Genomic DNA, 16,280 nt, shown 5'->3' with positions numbered 1-16,280 from the left:
CCGATCGCGAAGGAGATCCCCATGTTCAACCTCGCCCTTCTCGCGGCCAGGCCGCCGGAGTGGACGCACGAGCAGTTCATCACCTGGTGGCGCGGTGAGCACGCCGAGGTGACCTATCCGCTGCCCGGTCTGCGCGCGTGGCGGCACACCGCGGTGTCGAGCGCGCTGGAGCCCCGCTCGGAAGGCTGGGACGGGCTTTCGGTGCTCAGCTTCGACGACGAGCGCGCCGCGCGCGCCGCGCTGGCCAGTCCCGAGTGGGCGGCGGCGGTGCGCCATGTCGGGTCGATGCGCGGCAAGCGGATCGCCCTGCTCGGCGAAGAGCGAGAGATGTTCCTCCCGTGAAGGGGCGGCGATGAAGGAACTCGCAGCCGAACTGGCAGAGCGCGCGGCGGCCGACCCGGACGCCGTGGTCGCGATCGACGCGGACGGCACGCACACCGCCGGTGCCGTTCTCGGCGCCGCGAACCACCTCGCCGCGGTACTGGCGGAGCTGGCGGGAAAACAGCCGACATTGTTGCTGCAGGCGGACAACACCTGGCGCACGGTCGTCGCCGCGGTCGCCGTCGGACGGCTCGGCGGAACACTGGCACTGATCAACAGGCACAGCACCCGTGAAGAGTTCGCCGCCGCCTGCGATGACATCGAGCCCGACGCCGCAGTGCTGTCCGCGGTGTCCTTTGCGGGCTGGGATGCCGGTGCTCGGTTCGGGGCGGAGACCACCGTGTTCGACGGCTGGTGCGCCGCCGGTGCCGGGCGGGGGCCCGCCGATCGCTGGGCCGGTGGTGTGGTGATCGGGCTGACCTCGGGCTCCACCGGCCGGGCCAAGGGCGTGGTGCAGAGCGAGGCGGCGTTGCGCTACGCGGGCCGGAGCACCATCGACGCGGTCGGGCTGCGACCAGGTGACCCGATCGCCGCCCTGGTGCCGCTGTCCTCCGCCGCGGCGGTCTGCTTCGGCCTGTACCTCCCGCTCATGCTCGGCGGGCCGATCCTGTTGCTGGACCGGTGGGATCCCGCGACAGCGGTACGGCTGATGGCCGACCACCGCGCGCGGTGGACCATGTGCGTTCCCACCATGGCGCTGCAAATGGGTGCCGCCGCCGAACAGGCCGGGGCGCTGACCGCGATGACCGCGATGACGGTCGGTGGCGGGCCGATGGACGCCGGCGCGCTGAGCCGGGCCGAGCGGCACCTGGGCACCCGGATCCTGCGTGTCTTCGGCATGTCCGAATGCCTCGGGCACACCACATCGCTGCCGTCGGACCCGGAGGAACGACGGCTGGGTACCGATGGTGTCCCGTTCCCCGGTACCGTCCTGCGCGCGGTCGACGAAGCAGGCGTTCCCGTCCGGCCCGGCGAGATCGGGCGAGCGCAGGTTCGCGGTCCTTCGCTGTTCACCGGGTACGCGCTGGCGGGCAAGGTGGCACCACCGGACCTCACGGAGGACGGATTCCTCCCGACCGGGGATCTGATGGAGATCCATCCCGGCGGCACCGTTTCGGTGAAGGGGCGGGAAAAGGACATCATCATCCGCGGCGGGCGCAACGTCGACATCACCGAAGTCGAGAGCGCGATCGCGCGGCACCCCGAAGCACAGCAGGTCTGCGTTGTCCCCGTGGCCGATGACGTGCTGGGGGAACGGATCGCCGCGTTGCTCGTGACCGAACGCGATGACCTGGAGCTGGAGGAAATCCAGCGCCACCTCGCGCACGAGGGACTCGCGAAGGGCAAGTGGCCCGAGTACCTGTTCCACGTCGAAACCCTGCCGCAGAACCGGGTCGGCAAGCTTTCCCGGCGAGAAGCGGCCGATCTGGCCGAGAGGCTGAGAAACGCGGCCGGGGCGGAGTGAAAAGAGGCTCATGCGTGCTTTCCGGATGATCGGGGCGAACGCCGCCGCACTGGAGGATGTACCCGAACCGGTGCCGGGGCCCGGTGAGGTCCGGCTCGACGTGCTGGCGGCCGGGGTGTGCCGATCGGATCTCGCGGTACTGGCCGGTGGCGTGGCCGCCGGTTACGCCCTCCCGTTCACGTTCGGCCACGAGATCTGCGGACGCGTCGCCGCACTCGGCCCGGGGGAGCACCCGGTCGCGATCGGCGACCAGGTGGTGGTCCACGCACCCGTCGGTTGCGGGAAGTGCGGCCGGTGCGGTCACGGTGAAACCAACTACTGCGACAACAGCGGATCCCTCACCGCGGCAGGCCTCGGCCTCGGTCTCGACGGTGGCATGGCCGAAGCCGTCACGGTCGATTCGGCGCGGCTGGTCGCGGCGGACGGCTTGGATCCCGTGCAAGCTTCGGTGCTCGCGGACGCGGGGCTCACCTCCTACCACGCCGTCGCCGGATCGCTGCCGATGCTTTCCCAGCCAGAAGCCGTAGCGGTGGTGATCGGTGTCGGTGGCCTCGGGCACCTGGCACTCGGTGTCCTGCAGTCCTTGACCGACGCACGTGTGATCGCGGTGGACACCCGGGAGGAGGCGCTGGAGTTGGCTCGCGCGCACGGGGCCACCACGGCGGTCGCGCTCGAATCGGCCGCAGAGGCCGTCGCCGCTGCCACGGGCGGCCGGGGCGCCGACGTCGTCTTCGACTTCGCTGCCGCACCAAGCAGTGTCGAGCTCGCGCCGTCGTTGCTGCGCACGGCGGGCGACCTGGTCGTCGTCGGCAGCGGGGGCGGGGTCCTGCCGGTGACCAAACCCGGTCCACTGCCCGCGGGCTGCCGAATCCGGTTGCCGTTCTGGGGTTCGCGCAACGAGCTGACCGCGGTGGTCGCACTCGCTCGAGGCGGATCGCTGCCCGTGCGCGCGGAAGTGTTCGGCCTCTCCGAAGCGGGTCGCGTGTTCGACCTGCTGAGGGCGGGCAAGATCACCGGCCGGGCGGTGCTGGATCCCCGGCGGGGCTGACCACGTCAGGGCGTGTGCACGCCGACCAGGCGAAGGGCGAAGTCGCTGTACTGCCACACGACAGCGTCTTCGCTGTGTTCGCCGTTGTCGCGGTACCACGCGGCCACGCCCATGCCCAGGTCGAGAATGGCGTAGGAGGCCAGGCGAACCGAGGCGACGGTGAAGATTCCGGCGTCGACGCCGGCTTGGACGAGGACACGGAAGCAGGTCTCGTAGTCGGCGCGAAGCTCGAGCACCTGACCGCGATGGGGCTCACGAAGGCTGCGGATCTCGCGGTTGCCGACGAAGGCTTCGAGCCGGTGGCGGGCGTGGTAGCGGACGTGTGCTTCGGTGGCGCGGCGCAGCCGTTCGGCGGGGCCGGTCGTGCCGGCGACGGCGGTGTGGTGCGCCGCGAGCAGCTGTTCCATGGTGGCGGTCATGATCTTGGCGAGAATGTCCTGTTTGGACGCGACGTGCTTGTACAGGCTCGGCCCGCGCATGCCGGCCGCCGCGCCGATGTCGGTCATCGTGGTGGCTTCGTAGCCCTTGCTGGTGAACAGCTCCAGCGCCGAGCCGCGGATGTCGCCGAATCGGTCCACTTTCACTCCTGCTCGTTCGGCTAATGAGACGTAGCCGATACATCCTCTCATTGACGGCAAGAACCTCTTCGTCCTACCGTTCGGCTAACGACGATTAGCCGACCATCGGAGGCGTCATGGCAGTCGACCTCGCGCCGGATTCGGACGTCGCCGCTCTCGCGGAGCGGACCGCGGCGTTCGTCCGTGACGTGGTGATCCCCGTGGAGGAGGAGCACCGCGGCGTGGTGACTTCCGACGAAGTGCGCGCGGAGCTGCAGCGCGCGGCGAAGGAGGCGGGCGTCTTCGCGCCACACGTGTCGCGGGAGTACGGCGGGCACGGGCTGGACATGCGGGCGCGCGCGGTGGTGTTCGAGGAAGCCGGGTACTCGCTGCTCGGGCCGCTGGCGCTGAACATCGCCGCACCGGACGAAGGCAACATGCACCTGCTCGAGGCAGTGGCGACGGTGGGGCAGCGGGAAAAGTACCTGCGGCCGCTGGCGGAGGGACGGATCCGGTCGTGCTTCGCGATGACCGAGCCCGCTCCCGGGGCGGGCTCGGATCCCGTAGCGCTGGCGACCCGGGCGACGCGGGTCGACGGCGGCTGGCGGATCGACGGTCACAAGTGGTTCATCACCGGCGCGGACGGTGCCGGGTTCGCGATCTGCATGGCCCGCACCTCCGGCGAGCCGGGTGAAACCGGTGGGGCGACGATGTTCCTGGTCGACGCGGACAATCCCGGCATGAAGACGGTCCGGCACATCGACACGCTCGACGAAAGCCTGTACGGCGGTCACGTCGAGCTGCTCTTCGAAAACTGCGTGGTACCGGACGGTGCCGTGCTCGGCGAGGTCGACGAAGGTTTCCGGTACGCGCAGGTACGGCTCGGGCCGGCGCGGATGACGCACTGCATGCGCTGGCTCGGCATCGCCAGGCGGGCCCAGGACATCGCCGTCGCGCGTGCCGCCGAGCGGCGGCTGTTCGGCTCCCGGCTGGGCGAGCTGGGCATGGTGCAGCAGATGATCGCCGACAACGAGATCGACATCGCCGCTTCCCGCGGACTGATCCTCCGAGCCTGCTGGGAACTCGACCAAGGGCGCTCGGCCGCCCAGTCCACCTCGATCGCCAAGACGTTCTGCGCGGAGGCGATCTGGCGGGTGGTCGACCGCGCGGTGCAGATCTGCGGGTCGCTGGGCATCTCCGGGGACATCCTGTTGAGCCGGTTCCTGCGTGAGGTGCGGCCGTTCCGCGTCTACGACGGGCCTTCGGAGACCCATCGCTGGTCCATCGCCCGGCGTGTGCTGCGGCACCACGACGCGGCGGTGTCGGAATGAGGCCCGAGGTGGACGGCTTGGACCTTCCCGCGCTGGAGGGGTTCTTCGCCGAGCACGTGCCGGGGTTCACCGGTGGGCTGAGCGCGGAACCGTTGCGAGGTGGGCGGTCGAACCTGACCTTCGTGCTCGGCGATGGCACCCGGCGCTGGGTCCTGCGGCGGCCCCCGCTGGGCGAGCTGACGCCGTCGGCGCACGACATGGGCCGTGAGTACCGGATCGTCGCGGCGCTGGCCGGGAGCGGCGTGCCGGTCGCGCGAGCGGTGGCGATGGCCGGTCCCGAGGTGCTGGGCGTGCCGTTCTCCGTCGTCGAATACGTGACAGGGCGGGTGCTCCGCACGACCGCGGAACTCCACGCACTCGCCCCGGCCGACATCGCGCGCTGCGCGCACGGCGTGGTCGACGTACTGGCCCAGCTGCACGAGGTGGACCCGGAAGCGTTGGGACTGAAGGACTTCGGGCGTCCGGAGGGATACCTGGCCCGGCAGGTGCGGCGGTGGTACGACCAGTGGCAGCGGGTGCGGACCCGCTCGCTGCCCGACATCGACAGCCTTCACGACCGCCTGGCCGCGGCCTGCCCGCCGGAGAGCGGCGCGTCGATCGTGCACGGGGACTACCGCATCGACAACACTATTCTCGACCCGGACGACCCGGCCGTGGTGCGCGCGGTGGTGGACTGGGAAATGGCCACGCTCGGCGACCCACTCGCAGACCTGGGCTTGCACCTGGTCTATGCCGATCCCGCGTTCGCACCCGTGCTGGCCGGTGCCGCCGCCTCCACCAGCGACCGCCTGCCGCCACCCGCCGACCTCGCGCGGCGGTACGCGCACACCAGCGGCCGAGACCTCGCGAACCTGGACTTCTACCTCGGTCTCGGCTACTTCAAGATCGCCGTGATCGCCGAAGGAATTCACGCACGCCACCTCAAGGGCCTGACCCGCGGCGACGGCTTCGAGCAGGTCGGTGCCGCCGTCGCCCCACTCGCCGCGGCCGGGCTGCGGGCACTGGCGAAAGGCCGGTAGATCGACTGGACCCATCGCCGAGCCGAGCTTCCAGCACGGGCCCGGCCTGCTCTATGCACAGCGTGGAATCTGTGCCATGAAAGGGAGATGACAAACACATCAGAGGATGCGTACCGGCACATCCTTGGCGAGTCCATAGCTTTCCTGTACCCCGCCGCGCTGCGGGCGGCGGCGCTGCTGGAGCTGGCCGAGCAGCTGGCCGACGGGCCGCGAGACGTGGCCGAACTGGCCGAGCTGACCGGGACGAGCGGTCCGTACCTGCGGCGCCTGCTGCGTTTCCTGGCCTCCCACGGGACCTTCCGCGAGGACGAGAGTGGCCGGTTCCACTTGACGCCCCAAGCGGATCTGCTGCGGGCCGACGCTCCCCGGTCCCTGCGGGCGGGTGTGCTCCTGGTGACCGAGGACGGCTGGTGGCAGTCCGCCGCCGACCTCACCGAGGCGATCCGACGTGGTGAGCCGGCGTTCGACCGCCGCTTCGGCAAGCCCGTTTTCGTCCACCTGGCCGAACATCCGGAACTCGGCGCGCTGTTCGACGCTGGCATGGCGGCCTACTCGGCCGGCGATATCGGCTACATCGTCGACGGCTACGACTTCCCGGACAGCGGAGTCGTGGTGGACGTCGGCGGTGGGCGGGGCGGCCTGCTGCTCGCGGCGCTGCGTGCCCGACCCGGCCTGCGCGGCATCCTGCTCGACCAGGAACAAGTGCTGGCGGGCAACGTACTCCCCGAACTCGGCGCCGACGACCGGTGGACCCCGCACCCGGGCGACTTCTTCTCCTCGGTGCCCGCCGGCGACCTCTACACGGTCAAGAACATCCTCCACGACTGGAGTGATGACCAGTGCGTCCGGATCCTGCAGAACTGCCGCCGCGCGATGAACCCGGGCGGCCGCCTGCTCGCCATCGACGCGGTCATCCCACCCGGCAACGACCCGCACTTCGGCAAGGCGGTCGACATGCTGATGCTGCTGCTGCTCCCGGGGCAGGAACGCACCCAACCGGAGTTCGAGCGGATCTTCGACCGGGCCGGTTTCCGGATCACGCGGATAATCCCCACCCCCGGCACCGTATCCATGATCGAGGCGGTACCCGCCTGACCGCACGAGGGCTGCCCAGGACTCGATCGGTCAGTTCCTCGGGATCGCGGAGTTCCGGGTCTCGCTGACCAACCCGGCGATTTCGGCGGCCGCGACGGTGGGGTCGCCGCCGCGTAGGACGACCTCGGGGGCGCCAGGGGGTTCGTACGGCGCGTCGACGCCGGTGAACCCGGTGATCTCACCGGCTCGCGCCTTGGCGTACAGGCCTTTCGGGTCCCGTGCCGCGCAGACGTCGACCGGGGTGTCGACGTGGATCTCGTGGAACGGCAATCCGGCCGCTTCGTGCGTGGACCGCACCTGGTCGCGGTCACGCCGGTACGGGCTGACCAGCGAGACGATCGCGATCAGCCCGGCGTCGGCGAACAGCTTGGCGACCTCGCCGACCCGGCGCACGTTCTCGGCCCGGTCGCCAGGGGCGAAGCCGAGGTCGCTGGTGAGGCCATGCCGCAGGTTGTCCCCGTCGAGCAGATAACACGGCCTCCCCGCGGCGGTCAGCAGCCGCTCCAGTTCGCTCGCGATGGTCGACTTCCCGGCAGCGGGCAGACCGGTCAGCCACACCGTCGCGCCGAGGCTCGCGCGTTGCTCGCGGCTGACCGCCGCCGGATGGCGGACGACGTTTCCGGCGGCCAGCGCCGGGCCGAGGATCAGGCCGGCCGCGAGGGTGCTGCCCGACGTTTCGTCCAGCAGGATGAACCCGCCGGTGTGCCGGTTGCGCCGGTACGGGTCGAAGTGCAGCGGGGTGTGCGTGGTCAGCCGGATCCGGCCGATCTCGTTGAGCGACAACGAATCCGGCTGCTCGTCGCGGTGCAGGGTGTTGACGTCCATGCGGTAGTCGAGCGTGGTCACCACCGCACGTGTTTCGGCGGTCGTGTGCCGCAGCAGGTAGGTCGTGCCCGGGCGCAGGTCCGGCCGTTCGGCCAGCCAGCAGACCATCGCGTCGAGGTCGCGGCCGGTCTGGGGACGGTTGCCGGGGCGGCAGATCAGCGCGCCGCGGCCGACGTCGAGTTCCCCGTCCAGCCGCACCACCACCGCCTGCTCGGCGACCGCCTCGGACAGCGGTTTCCCGCCCGGCCCGTGCAGGTCCCGGACGGTGGTGAGCGCGCCGGAGGGCAGGACCATGATCTCGTCACCGGGCCTGAAGGTCCCGCTGGCGATCGTGCCCGCGTAGCCGCGGAAGCCGTCGTCGACGCCGCGCAGCACGTGTTGCACCGGCAGGCGCGCGTCGATGAGATTGCGGTCGGAGGCGATGTGCACCTGTTCGAGGTGGGTGAGCAGGGGCAGGCCGTCGTACCACGGCATTTCGGTGCTCCGGTGCACCACGTTGTCCCCGTGCAGCGCCGAAACCGGGATGAACACGAGGTCGTGCACGTCCAGGCGGCTGGCGAAGTCGCTGAACTCCGCCCGGATGCGGTCGAACACCTCGGCGGACCACCCGGCCAGGTCCATCTTGTTCACGCAGACCACGAGGTGCGGCACACCCAGCAGGGCGGCGATGAACGCGTGGCGGCGCGACTGCTCGACCAGGCCCTTGGTGGCGTCGACCAGGATCAGGGCCAGGTTGGCGGTGGACGCCCCGGTCACCATGTTGCGGGTGTACTGGACGTGGCCGGGGGTGTCGGCGATGACGAACCGCCGCCGTGGCGTGGCGAAGTAGCGGTGGGCGACGTCGATGGTGATGCCCTGCTCGCGTTCGGCGCGCAGCCCGTCGGTCAGCGCGGCGAGGTCGGGTCCGTCACCGGCGCGCTCGATGGCTTCGAGGTGGTCGGTGAGGATGTTCTTCGAGTCGAAGAGCAGGCGGCCGATCAGCGTGGACTTGCCGTCGTCCACGCTGCCCGCCGTGGCCAGGCGCAGCAGTTCCGGCATCAGAAGTAGCCCTCCCGTTTGCGGTCTTCCATGCCGGCCGTGGAGAACCGGTCGTCGACCCGCGTCGCGCCGCGCTCGGACACCCTGGTCGCGGTGACCTCGGCGAGCACCTGTTCCGGCGTGGTCGCCGTCGATTCGACGCAGGCGGTGCAGGTCGCGTCGCCAACGGTCCGGAAGCGCACGGTCGCCTCGAACACCTCTTCGCCGGGTCCGGCCTCGAGCAGCGGCGAGCGGGGCAGGAGCAGGCCGTCGCGCGGGATGACCTGGCGGCGGTGGGCGTAGTAGAGCGAGGGCAGCTCGATCCCTTCCGCCCCGATGTAGGCCCAGATGTCCAGTTCGGTCCAGTTGGACAGCGGGAAAACGCGAATGTGCTCACCGGGCCGGTGCCGTCCATTGTAGAGGTTCCACAGCTCGGGCCGCTGGTTTCGCGGTTCCCAGCGGCCGAACTCGTCGCGGAAGCTGAAGATCCGTTCTTTCGCGCGTGCCTTCTCCTCGTCCCGGCGGGCGCCGCCGAAGGCCGCGTCGAACCGGTTTTCCCTGAGTGCGCGGAGCAAAGTCCGGCTCTGCAGCCGGTTCCGGCTCGCTGCCGGGTCCGTCCCGGCGGCGAGGTCGGCCGCCACGTCGGCGACCAGCAGGCGCACCCCGTGGCGGGCCACCGCCGCGTCCCGGAATTCGAGCACTTCGCCGAAGTTGTGCCCGGTGTCCACGTGCAGCACCGGGAACGGGATGGGGCCCGGCCAGAACGCGTGCGCGGCCAGCGTCAGCAGGACCGCGGAGTCCTTGCCGCCGGAGAAGAGCAGAACCGGGCGCTCGAGCGTCGCGGCGACTTCCCGGAAAATGTGAATCGCCTCGGACTCGAGCACCTCGAGTTGTGATCTATCGCCACGCATCCGCGCCCCCCGGAATTCCCACGGAGACGGTGTTTACCACATGGCCTGCCCGCTGAATAGCCATTATTCAATACCTATTCCGCTGTGTGGAAATGGATCAATACCGGCGATGATCGATAATCGGCTTTGATCGAATACCGTTTCGTCCGGTTCGCCGGGTGGGATCAGGTGGCTGGTGGAACTACTCCATTCGAATGATATGGATATGTCCGGTTGACTCTGGTGTTCGACTTCGTGAAGCTCGGGAACCTGAACACGCGGTTAACGTCGGCCAGACCGGCGGTGGACGACGTCGCGTGGGACGATCTTCAAACTGGGGGAGAGCATGTCAGTCGATCACCGAATAGGGTGCCGCTCTTTCTCGTCGCTCCAGTCCGCATTGCTGAACTGAGCACTGTTTCCAGGCGGCCGCACGACGGTTCCCGCCGTCGCCGGCGCTCGCCGCGAGGAGGAGACCATGACCAAAGCACGCGTTCTGGCCGGCATCTTCGAGCGCGCCGAACTCGACTTCCTGATGGGCGCGCACGATGCGCTGTCCGCGGTGATCGCCGAGGATTCGGGCTTCGCCGGTGTCTGGCTCTCGGGCCTGGGCCTCTCGGCCACGAGCGGCCTGCGTGATTCGAACGAACTGTCGTGGACGCAGGTGGTCGAGCGGATCGAACTGGTCGCCGACCGCGTGTCGGTACCGGGGCTGGTCGACATCGACACCGGCTACGGCGACTTCAACAACGTGCGGATCGTCGCGCGCAAGCTGGCCAGGATCGGGGTCGGCGGGGCCTGCATCGAGGACAAGGTGTTCCCGAAGACGAACTCGTTCATCGAAGGCGGCCAGGTGCTCGCCGAGCAGACCGAGTTCTGCGGCAGGCTCAAGGCGGCGAAGGACACCGCCGGTGACGAGTTGTTCCTGGTGGCGAGGTGTGAGGCGTTCGTGGCGGGCCGTCCGCTGGCCGAGGCGCTGGACCGCTGTCACCTCTACGCCGAATCCGGCGCCGACGCGGTGCTGATCCATTCGAAGGCGTCCGTGCCGGACGAGATCCTCGCGTTCATGCGCGAGTGGCACTGGCCCGTTCCGGTGGCGATCGTGCCGACGAAGTACTCCACGGTGCTGGCGGAGGTGTTCGAGCGCGCGGGCGTTTCGGTCGCGATCTGGGCGAACCAGAGCCTGCGCGCGGCGATCACCGCGATGCAGGAGCTGTGCGGGGAGCTGCGCGACCGCCGCACCATGCGCGACCTCGAAGGCACCATCGCCGCGCTGCCCCGGGTGTTCGAACTGGCCAACAACGCCGAACTCGATCTCGCGAAGGACCTGTACAGCAGCTACGTGCCGCCCGGCAGTGCACCAAGGACATCCGCGCTGCAGTCGGCCACTTCCCGGGCCACCTGAGAACCGGCCGGGGCCGGGGTGAGCGCGGTGACGGGTACCGGTGCGGCGACCGGAATCGCCGAAACGGTCCAGGACGTGCGGAGAATGCACGCCGAATGGGCGGGCCGGGCACGGGGGCTCGATTCCCTGCTGGAGTATGCCAGGGCTCGGATCCGGTACTACCGGGAGCTGCCTCCCGGCGGACTCGGTGCCTTTCCGGTCACCGACCGCGCCGCGCACCTGACGCGACCGGACGATTTCCGTCCGTCACCTGATAAGTGCGTCCGGGAATTGACATCGAGCGGCACGTCCGGAGTTCCGTTGCGCATATCCGTCGACGACGCGGCTTGGTACGGGGTGAACTACCATTTTTTCGCGCAGCTCGCCCAGCGCGCCGGTCTCGGCGTCGGTGAGTTCGAACCGGGAAAGCCCGCCGTGCTTTTTGTCAGCAACAAGCTGGGGCGCGAAAGTTTCGTCAGGCCGCTTCCGTCGCTGAATTCGTCGCTCTACGCGAGGGTTCAACTCGGTAGCGTGGCCGACGTCGCACGTCTGTACGAAAGATTGCGTGCGCCGATCTTGTACGGCAAGCCGACCTATTTGCTCGACCTGCGGGCCGCCCTGCTGGACCAGGGACGGTCCCGGCCACCGTGGTCGCCGCGGCTGGTGCTGGTCAGCGGCGAGCCGCTGCACGCCGACGACCGAGCCCGGCTGACCGGCTTCTTCGGCGCTCCGGTGGTCGACGCACTGGCCTCCAGCGAAGGCGGGCTCATCGCCGCCACGGCACCGGGGAGTGGGCGGTACGAGGTGTTCGGCGAGAACGTGCGGCTGGAGGTCCGGGCGGACGACGGCACGCTGGCCGAATCCGGGGTCGGCGAACTGGTGGTGACCAATCTGCTCTACCGCGGCACCGTGTTCGTGCGGTACCGCACCGGCGACCGTGCCGAACTGGTCACCGACGGGACCGGCCGCCAGTTCCTGGCCGAACTGTGGGGCCGGGAGCCCGAGGTCGTGCGCCTGGCCGGCGCCGACGTGGCGGCCGACGTGGTCACCGCCCGGATCGGCTTCCTGCCCGGCTTGCTGGACTTCCAGCTGGTGACCGGCGAGGAACCGGCGGTGCTGCGCTGGACCCCTGATGTCGCGGCGGACGAAGCCGTGCTGGTGAACGCGCTGGCGGCGGCCATGGCCGATCTGGCACCCGGTGAGCCGGTCGTGCTCCAGCGGTGCGAGCGGATCACCCCCTTGGGCGGCAAGAAGCGGAGGTTCGGGTGAGCACCGATCTCATCTGGACGGGAAGCCACTTCCTCGATCCGGGATCGCACACCGCCGGTGTGCTCGCCGCGGTCGACGGGATGGATGTGACGAGCAAGGACGAGACGTGGGGGGACGGCGTCGCCGCGGCGATCGCCGGATACCACCGGCTGCGACCGGAAACCGTGCGGGTCGGGGCCGGGGCCACCCAGGTGATCGAAATGCTGCTGCGCTCGCTCTACCGCGGCCTGGTGGTGGACGTCGTGCCCAACTTCCACCTCACGGCCACCCTCTGCGCCCAGGAGGGCTGGCGGCGGCGCGTGGCCGAGGTCCGGCGGCCGGCCGAGCTGATGCCCGCGCTGGAGGCGTACCTCGACGACGAAGATGCGATCTTCTCCCTGTCCTCGCCGCGGAATCCGCTCGGCTACCAGTTCGCCGTCGAAGACATCGCGGCGCTGGCCGAACGGGCGCGCGGGGTGATCATCGTGGACGAGGTGTACGCGGACTTCGCGGCCACCACGGCCTTGTCGCTGGTCGAATCGCGGCCGAAACTGGTGGTGGTCCGGACCTTTTCCAAGGCGTGGGGACTGGCGAACCTGCGGATCGGCTTCGGGGCGTCGGCACTGCTGGCCGGCCCGCCTCCCGGCGGAACGTCCTGGCGTCAGCTGCCCAACAGTGTTTCCGGGGTGGCACAGCGGGCGGTGAAGCACCTGCTGGCCCATCCCGAACCGGTACGTGCCAGCATCGACGCGGCCCGCCAGACCAGGGATCGCCTGCTCAAGCTGTTCGCGGACGTCGAAGGCATGTCGGTGTGGCCGTCCGAGGCGAACTACCTCTGCCTGGAGACACCGGCACCACTGGCCGCCGCTCTCGAAACCGCGGGCTATCGCGTGCGGCGGCTGCACGACCTTCGTGGATATCCCGCGAGTTTTCCGGCCGGGGTAAGGATTTCGGTGCCTCCGCCACCTCATGACGACGCGGTCGCCGAAGTGGTGCTGGACTGCCAGGCCCGGTTCCGGCACGAGGTGTCCCGGTGACCGGCGAACTGGGCGGGCCGCCGTCGCTGAGCCCGGACGGCAAGTACGTCGCCTGGCTGAGCAGCGGTGCGACGGCGACGAGCTTGGTGCTGTGTGATGCCGGAACCGGCGTCGAACTGGACCGGGTGAGCAGCGGCCCGGCTCGGGCCCGGGGCTTCACCTGGTCCCGGACGCCCGGCATCGGCATCGCACCGGCGGATCCGACGGGGGCGGAACAGCCGCTGATGTACCGGTTCTCGGCCGACGAACGGGAGTGGACGCCGCTGGTGGAGACGGCCGGGGTCCAGCTGGCCGGCTTGAGTTCCCGACGGCCGGAGGAGGTCCTCGTTTCGGCCGGGCACTACGAGACCGTCTGCCTGCGGACGGGCCGGCGCACGACCGTGCTGGAGGACACCGGTTTTTCCGCGGTGTACTTCGATTCCGCCTTCCGGCCCCGCCTGACCGAGACGGTGAACGAGGACGGCTCGCGAGATCTGTGGCACGACGGCCGCCTGTTTCTCCACGTTCCCCACGAGCACGCGCTGGACGTCCGGTTCAGCCACTTCTCCGCCACCGGCGCGGTCGCGTACTTCGTCCTTCCCGACGGCGGCGACGGGACCCGGCTGGCCGGCCTGCGCTGCACCGACGGCGAACCCGCCTCGGTCGAGGAGACCTTGCTCTCGGTGCGCCGGGCCGGGATCAACCAGGTGCACGCCGCACCGGACACGGGCAGGCCCGATTTCGCGGAGGTCGAGCGCTTCCGCAGGCGGACCGTGGCCCTGCGGCCCGGCCTCGCCCGCGATCTCGGTGCCCTTCGACGGCAGGTGGGCGGCGAACCGCTGCTCATCGACCGGTGCGGGCGGGACCGGTGGCTGTGTGCCGAACGACCGGCCGACGCGGCGGCCCGGTATTTCGTCCACGACCCGGCCGCGGGCACCGTCGTCCGGCTGGGCGGCACGCCCCGGACCCCGGCGGTGAGCTGCCGTCCGGTGAGCGTGCCACTGCGCGACGGCCTGCGCGCGGTCACCTATCTGGCGAAAGCGGGCGATCTGGGGCCGGCTCCCGCGGCGCTGCTGGTGCACGGCGGGCCGTGGCGGCGGAGCCACTGGGAGTACGACGAGCGGCGGATGTGGCTGGCGCGCCTGGGTTACACCGTGATCGACATCAACTTCCGCGGGTCGACCGGCTTCGGGCCCGCCTGGGTGAACGCGGGCGACCGGCAGTGGGGTGCCGCGATGCAGGAAGACCTGGAGGACGCGCTCGACTGGTCGGTCCGCCGCGGCCACGCCGATCCGGAGCGGATCGCGCTGGTCGGCGGGAGTTACGGCGGTTACGCGGTGCTCCAGCTCGCGGCGAGTTCGTCCCGGCCGTTCCGCTGCGCCGTCGCCTCGGCCGCGCTGACCGACCTGGTGCGGTTCACCGAAGCGCCGCCCGAGCGCTGGCGTACCGCGGCGCCGATGGTTCGCCGCCGCGTCGGGGATCCGCGGGACGACGAGCAGCGGGCCGCGCTGGTCGCGAGGTCACCGGTGGCGAACGCGGACAAGATCGCTTGCCCGGTGCTGCTCGTCCACGGTGCGCACGACAGCCGGGTACCCGCCGACCTGTCCACCACGATGTTCATGCGCCTGGCGAGAACCGGCCGGGCGGCGGTGCTCGCGCTGTTCCCGGACGAGGGACACGAGATCGTCGGCGCGGCGAACCGCCGGGCCGTGGACGGTCTCACCGCCGCCTTCCTCGCCCGCCACGTGCTCGACACCGGTGTGGTGGCGGCCCCGGCCGGACCGTCTTCGATGCGGCTGCTGCGCACTCCCGCCTACCTGGACCTGCCCACCGGACTCGAAGGGGCGTTGCCGTGCTGAAGCCCGAATGGTTCCTGGCCGAACTGGCGCGAGCACGCGCCACCGGAATCGCCGGTGTGCCGTGCTCGTACGCGTCCGGCCTCTACTGTCTGCTGGAGTCGGGGGACGCGCCCTACTGGTCGTCCACTTCGGAGGGTGAGGCGGTGGCGATCGCGGCCGGGATGTGGCTCGCGGGCGGGCAGGGGGTGGTCCTGTGCCAGAACTCCGGCCTCGGCAACCTGACCAATCCGCTGGCGTCGCTCGCCGAGCCGTTCCGGATCCCGGTGGTGCTCGGCGTTTCACGCCGCGGCTGGCCCGCGGGCACCGACGAGCCCCAGCACCGGCTGATGGGCGCGATCACCCACGATCTCCTGCGGTTGTTGCGAGTGCGCAGCGAAGACCTCTCGCCTGCGCCCGAAACGGCTTCGGCGCAACTCGCGGCCGCGTTCGACCGCTGTGCCGACCGGGAATCGTCGGCACTGGTGTTCACCAAGGGCACCTTCGACAACACCGTAGACACCGTCGAGCCGTCACCGCCGGAAGAACCCGCCGAAGCGAATGTGCCGCGGCAGGCGGAAATCCTGCGGGACGGGCATCGGCCGAGCCGGTCCGAAGTGCTCTCCGCCTGGCTGGAGCTGGACACCCGGCGAACGTCCACAGTGGCCACCACGGGCTACACCGCACGCGCGCTCTACGGACTGGACGATCGGCACAACCACTTCTACATGCCCGGTTCGATGGGGTGCGCGCCCGCGATCGCCATCGGGATCGCGGCCGCCGGCCGCCGTCCGGTCGCCGTGCTCGACGGAGACGGTGCCCTGCTGATGCGCCTGGGCACGCTGGCCACCGCCGCCCGCTACGCCCGCGGCCGGTTCGTGCACGTCCTCCTGGACAACGGCAGGCACGAATCGACCGGCGGCCAGCGGACCAACGGTGCGGCCGTCGACTTCGCCGCCACCGCGCTGGCTTGCGGGTATCGGGCCGCCTGGCGCTGCGACGGCCTCGAAGCCGTCCGGGCCGGGCTCAAGCTGGCGATGGAACGCGCCGACGGACCGGTGCTGGTGCACTGCCTGGTCCGGCCGGGTGAGACCGGCGGGCTGCCGCGTCCCGGCGAGCCGCTGCCCGAGCTGGCCCTCCGCTTCCGCGACCACCCGACCGACTGACCC

General features: G+C 70.4%; 14 protein-coding genes. 11 read left to right on the top strand and 3 right to left on the bottom strand.

Going from position 1 to position 16,280, the window contains the following annotated elements; translation table 11 throughout:
- Positions 1 to 21 precede the first annotated feature (21 nt).
- The 3 genes from YIM_RS29325 to YIM_RS29315 are packed head-to-tail and all read left to right on the top strand — an operon-like array spanning position 22 to position 2,894.
- Positions 22 to 342: an EthD domain-containing protein gene (locus tag YIM_RS29325; RefSeq protein WP_153033408.1), complete on the top strand. Its 321-nt coding sequence runs from the start codon at positions 22 to 24 to the stop codon at positions 340 to 342.
- 10 nt (positions 343 to 352) lie between these two features.
- Entirely contained in the window at positions 353 to 1,846 is a 1,494-nt protein-coding gene (locus YIM_RS29320; protein ID WP_153033407.1) for a class I adenylate-forming enzyme family protein, read from the top strand.
- 10 nt (positions 1,847 to 1,856) lie between these two features.
- Positions 1,857 to 2,894 carry an alcohol dehydrogenase catalytic domain-containing protein gene (locus YIM_RS29315; RefSeq protein WP_153033406.1) on the top strand — a complete coding sequence of 346 codons (1,038 nt, stop codon included), beginning with the start codon at positions 1,857 to 1,859 and terminating at the stop codon, positions 2,892 to 2,894.
- A 5-nt stretch (positions 2,895 to 2,899) separates the two neighbouring features.
- Here the strand turns inward: YIM_RS29315 and YIM_RS29310 are convergent, their stop codons facing one another.
- Complete coding sequence (locus YIM_RS29310) at positions 2,900 to 3,472, bottom strand: TetR/AcrR family transcriptional regulator (protein ID WP_228004081.1); 573 nt, start codon at positions 3,470 to 3,472, stop codon at positions 2,900 to 2,902.
- A gap of 116 nt (positions 3,473 to 3,588) precedes the next feature.
- Between YIM_RS29310 and YIM_RS29305 the strand changes: the two genes are divergently transcribed.
- From YIM_RS29305 to YIM_RS29295, 3 genes are all read left to right on the top strand, one after another.
- Complete coding sequence (locus YIM_RS29305) at positions 3,589 to 4,782, top strand: acyl-CoA dehydrogenase family protein (RefSeq protein WP_153033404.1); 1,194 nt, start codon at positions 3,589 to 3,591, stop codon at positions 4,780 to 4,782.
- Entirely contained in the window at positions 4,779 to 5,801 is a 1,023-nt protein-coding gene (locus YIM_RS29300; protein ID WP_153033403.1) for a phosphotransferase family protein, read from the top strand. The genes YIM_RS29305 and YIM_RS29300 overlap by 4 nt, the downstream gene beginning before the upstream one ends.
- A gap of 87 nt (positions 5,802 to 5,888) precedes the next feature.
- Positions 5,889 to 6,896: a methyltransferase gene (locus YIM_RS29295; RefSeq protein ID WP_153033402.1), complete on the top strand. Its 1,008-nt coding sequence runs from the start codon at positions 5,889 to 5,891 to the stop codon at positions 6,894 to 6,896.
- Between the two features lie 30 nt (positions 6,897 to 6,926).
- Here YIM_RS29295 and cysC read toward each other — a convergent pair whose 3' ends face one another.
- Together cysC and cysD are read right to left on the bottom strand one after the other, a co-directional pair.
- Positions 6,927 to 8,759 carry an adenylyl-sulfate kinase gene (gene cysC, locus YIM_RS29290; protein WP_153033401.1) on the bottom strand — a complete coding sequence of 611 codons (1,833 nt, stop codon included), beginning with the start codon at positions 8,757 to 8,759 and terminating at the stop codon, positions 6,927 to 6,929.
- Entirely contained in the window at positions 8,759 to 9,649 is an 891-nt protein-coding gene (gene cysD / locus YIM_RS29285) for a sulfate adenylyltransferase subunit CysD (RefSeq protein ID WP_153033400.1), read from the bottom strand. Before cysD ends, cysC begins: the two co-directional genes overlap by 1 nt.
- A gap of 457 nt (positions 9,650 to 10,106) precedes the next feature.
- On the opposite strand from cysD, the gene YIM_RS29280 reads away from it, so the two are divergent.
- The 5 genes from YIM_RS29280 to aepY are packed head-to-tail and all read left to right on the top strand — an operon-like array spanning position 10,107 to position 16,277.
- Complete coding sequence (locus YIM_RS29280; protein WP_153033399.1) at positions 10,107 to 11,033, top strand: isocitrate lyase/phosphoenolpyruvate mutase family protein; 927 nt, start codon at positions 10,107 to 10,109, stop codon at positions 11,031 to 11,033.
- Positions 11,034 to 11,060: 27 nt separating this feature from the next.
- Positions 11,061 to 12,281 carry a hypothetical protein gene (locus YIM_RS29275; protein WP_153033398.1) on the top strand — a complete coding sequence of 407 codons (1,221 nt, stop codon included), beginning with the start codon at positions 11,061 to 11,063 and terminating at the stop codon, positions 12,279 to 12,281.
- Positions 12,278 to 13,297 (top strand): aminotransferase class I/II-fold pyridoxal phosphate-dependent enzyme, encoded by a 1,020-nt coding sequence (locus YIM_RS29270; RefSeq protein ID WP_153033397.1) that lies wholly within the window; start codon positions 12,278 to 12,280, stop codon positions 13,295 to 13,297. The genes YIM_RS29275 and YIM_RS29270 overlap by 4 nt, the downstream gene beginning before the upstream one ends.
- Entirely contained in the window at positions 13,294 to 15,135 is a 1,842-nt protein-coding gene (locus YIM_RS29265; RefSeq protein ID WP_153033396.1) for an alpha/beta fold hydrolase, read from the top strand. Before YIM_RS29270 ends, YIM_RS29265 begins: the two co-directional genes overlap by 4 nt.
- Positions 15,129 to 16,277 (top strand): phosphonopyruvate decarboxylase, encoded by a 1,149-nt coding sequence (gene aepY, locus YIM_RS29260; RefSeq protein WP_153033395.1) that lies wholly within the window; start codon positions 15,129 to 15,131, stop codon positions 16,275 to 16,277. Before YIM_RS29265 ends, aepY begins: the two co-directional genes overlap by 7 nt.
- The last annotated feature ends 3 nt before the right edge of the window (positions 16,278 to 16,280 follow it).

The organism is Amycolatopsis sp. YIM 10 (assembly GCF_009429145.1).
Taxonomy (GTDB): domain Bacteria; phylum Actinomycetota; class Actinomycetes; order Mycobacteriales; family Pseudonocardiaceae; genus Amycolatopsis.
Note: the sequence above shows the minus strand (reverse complement) of the source record. Positions and strands in the feature narration are given on the sequence as shown.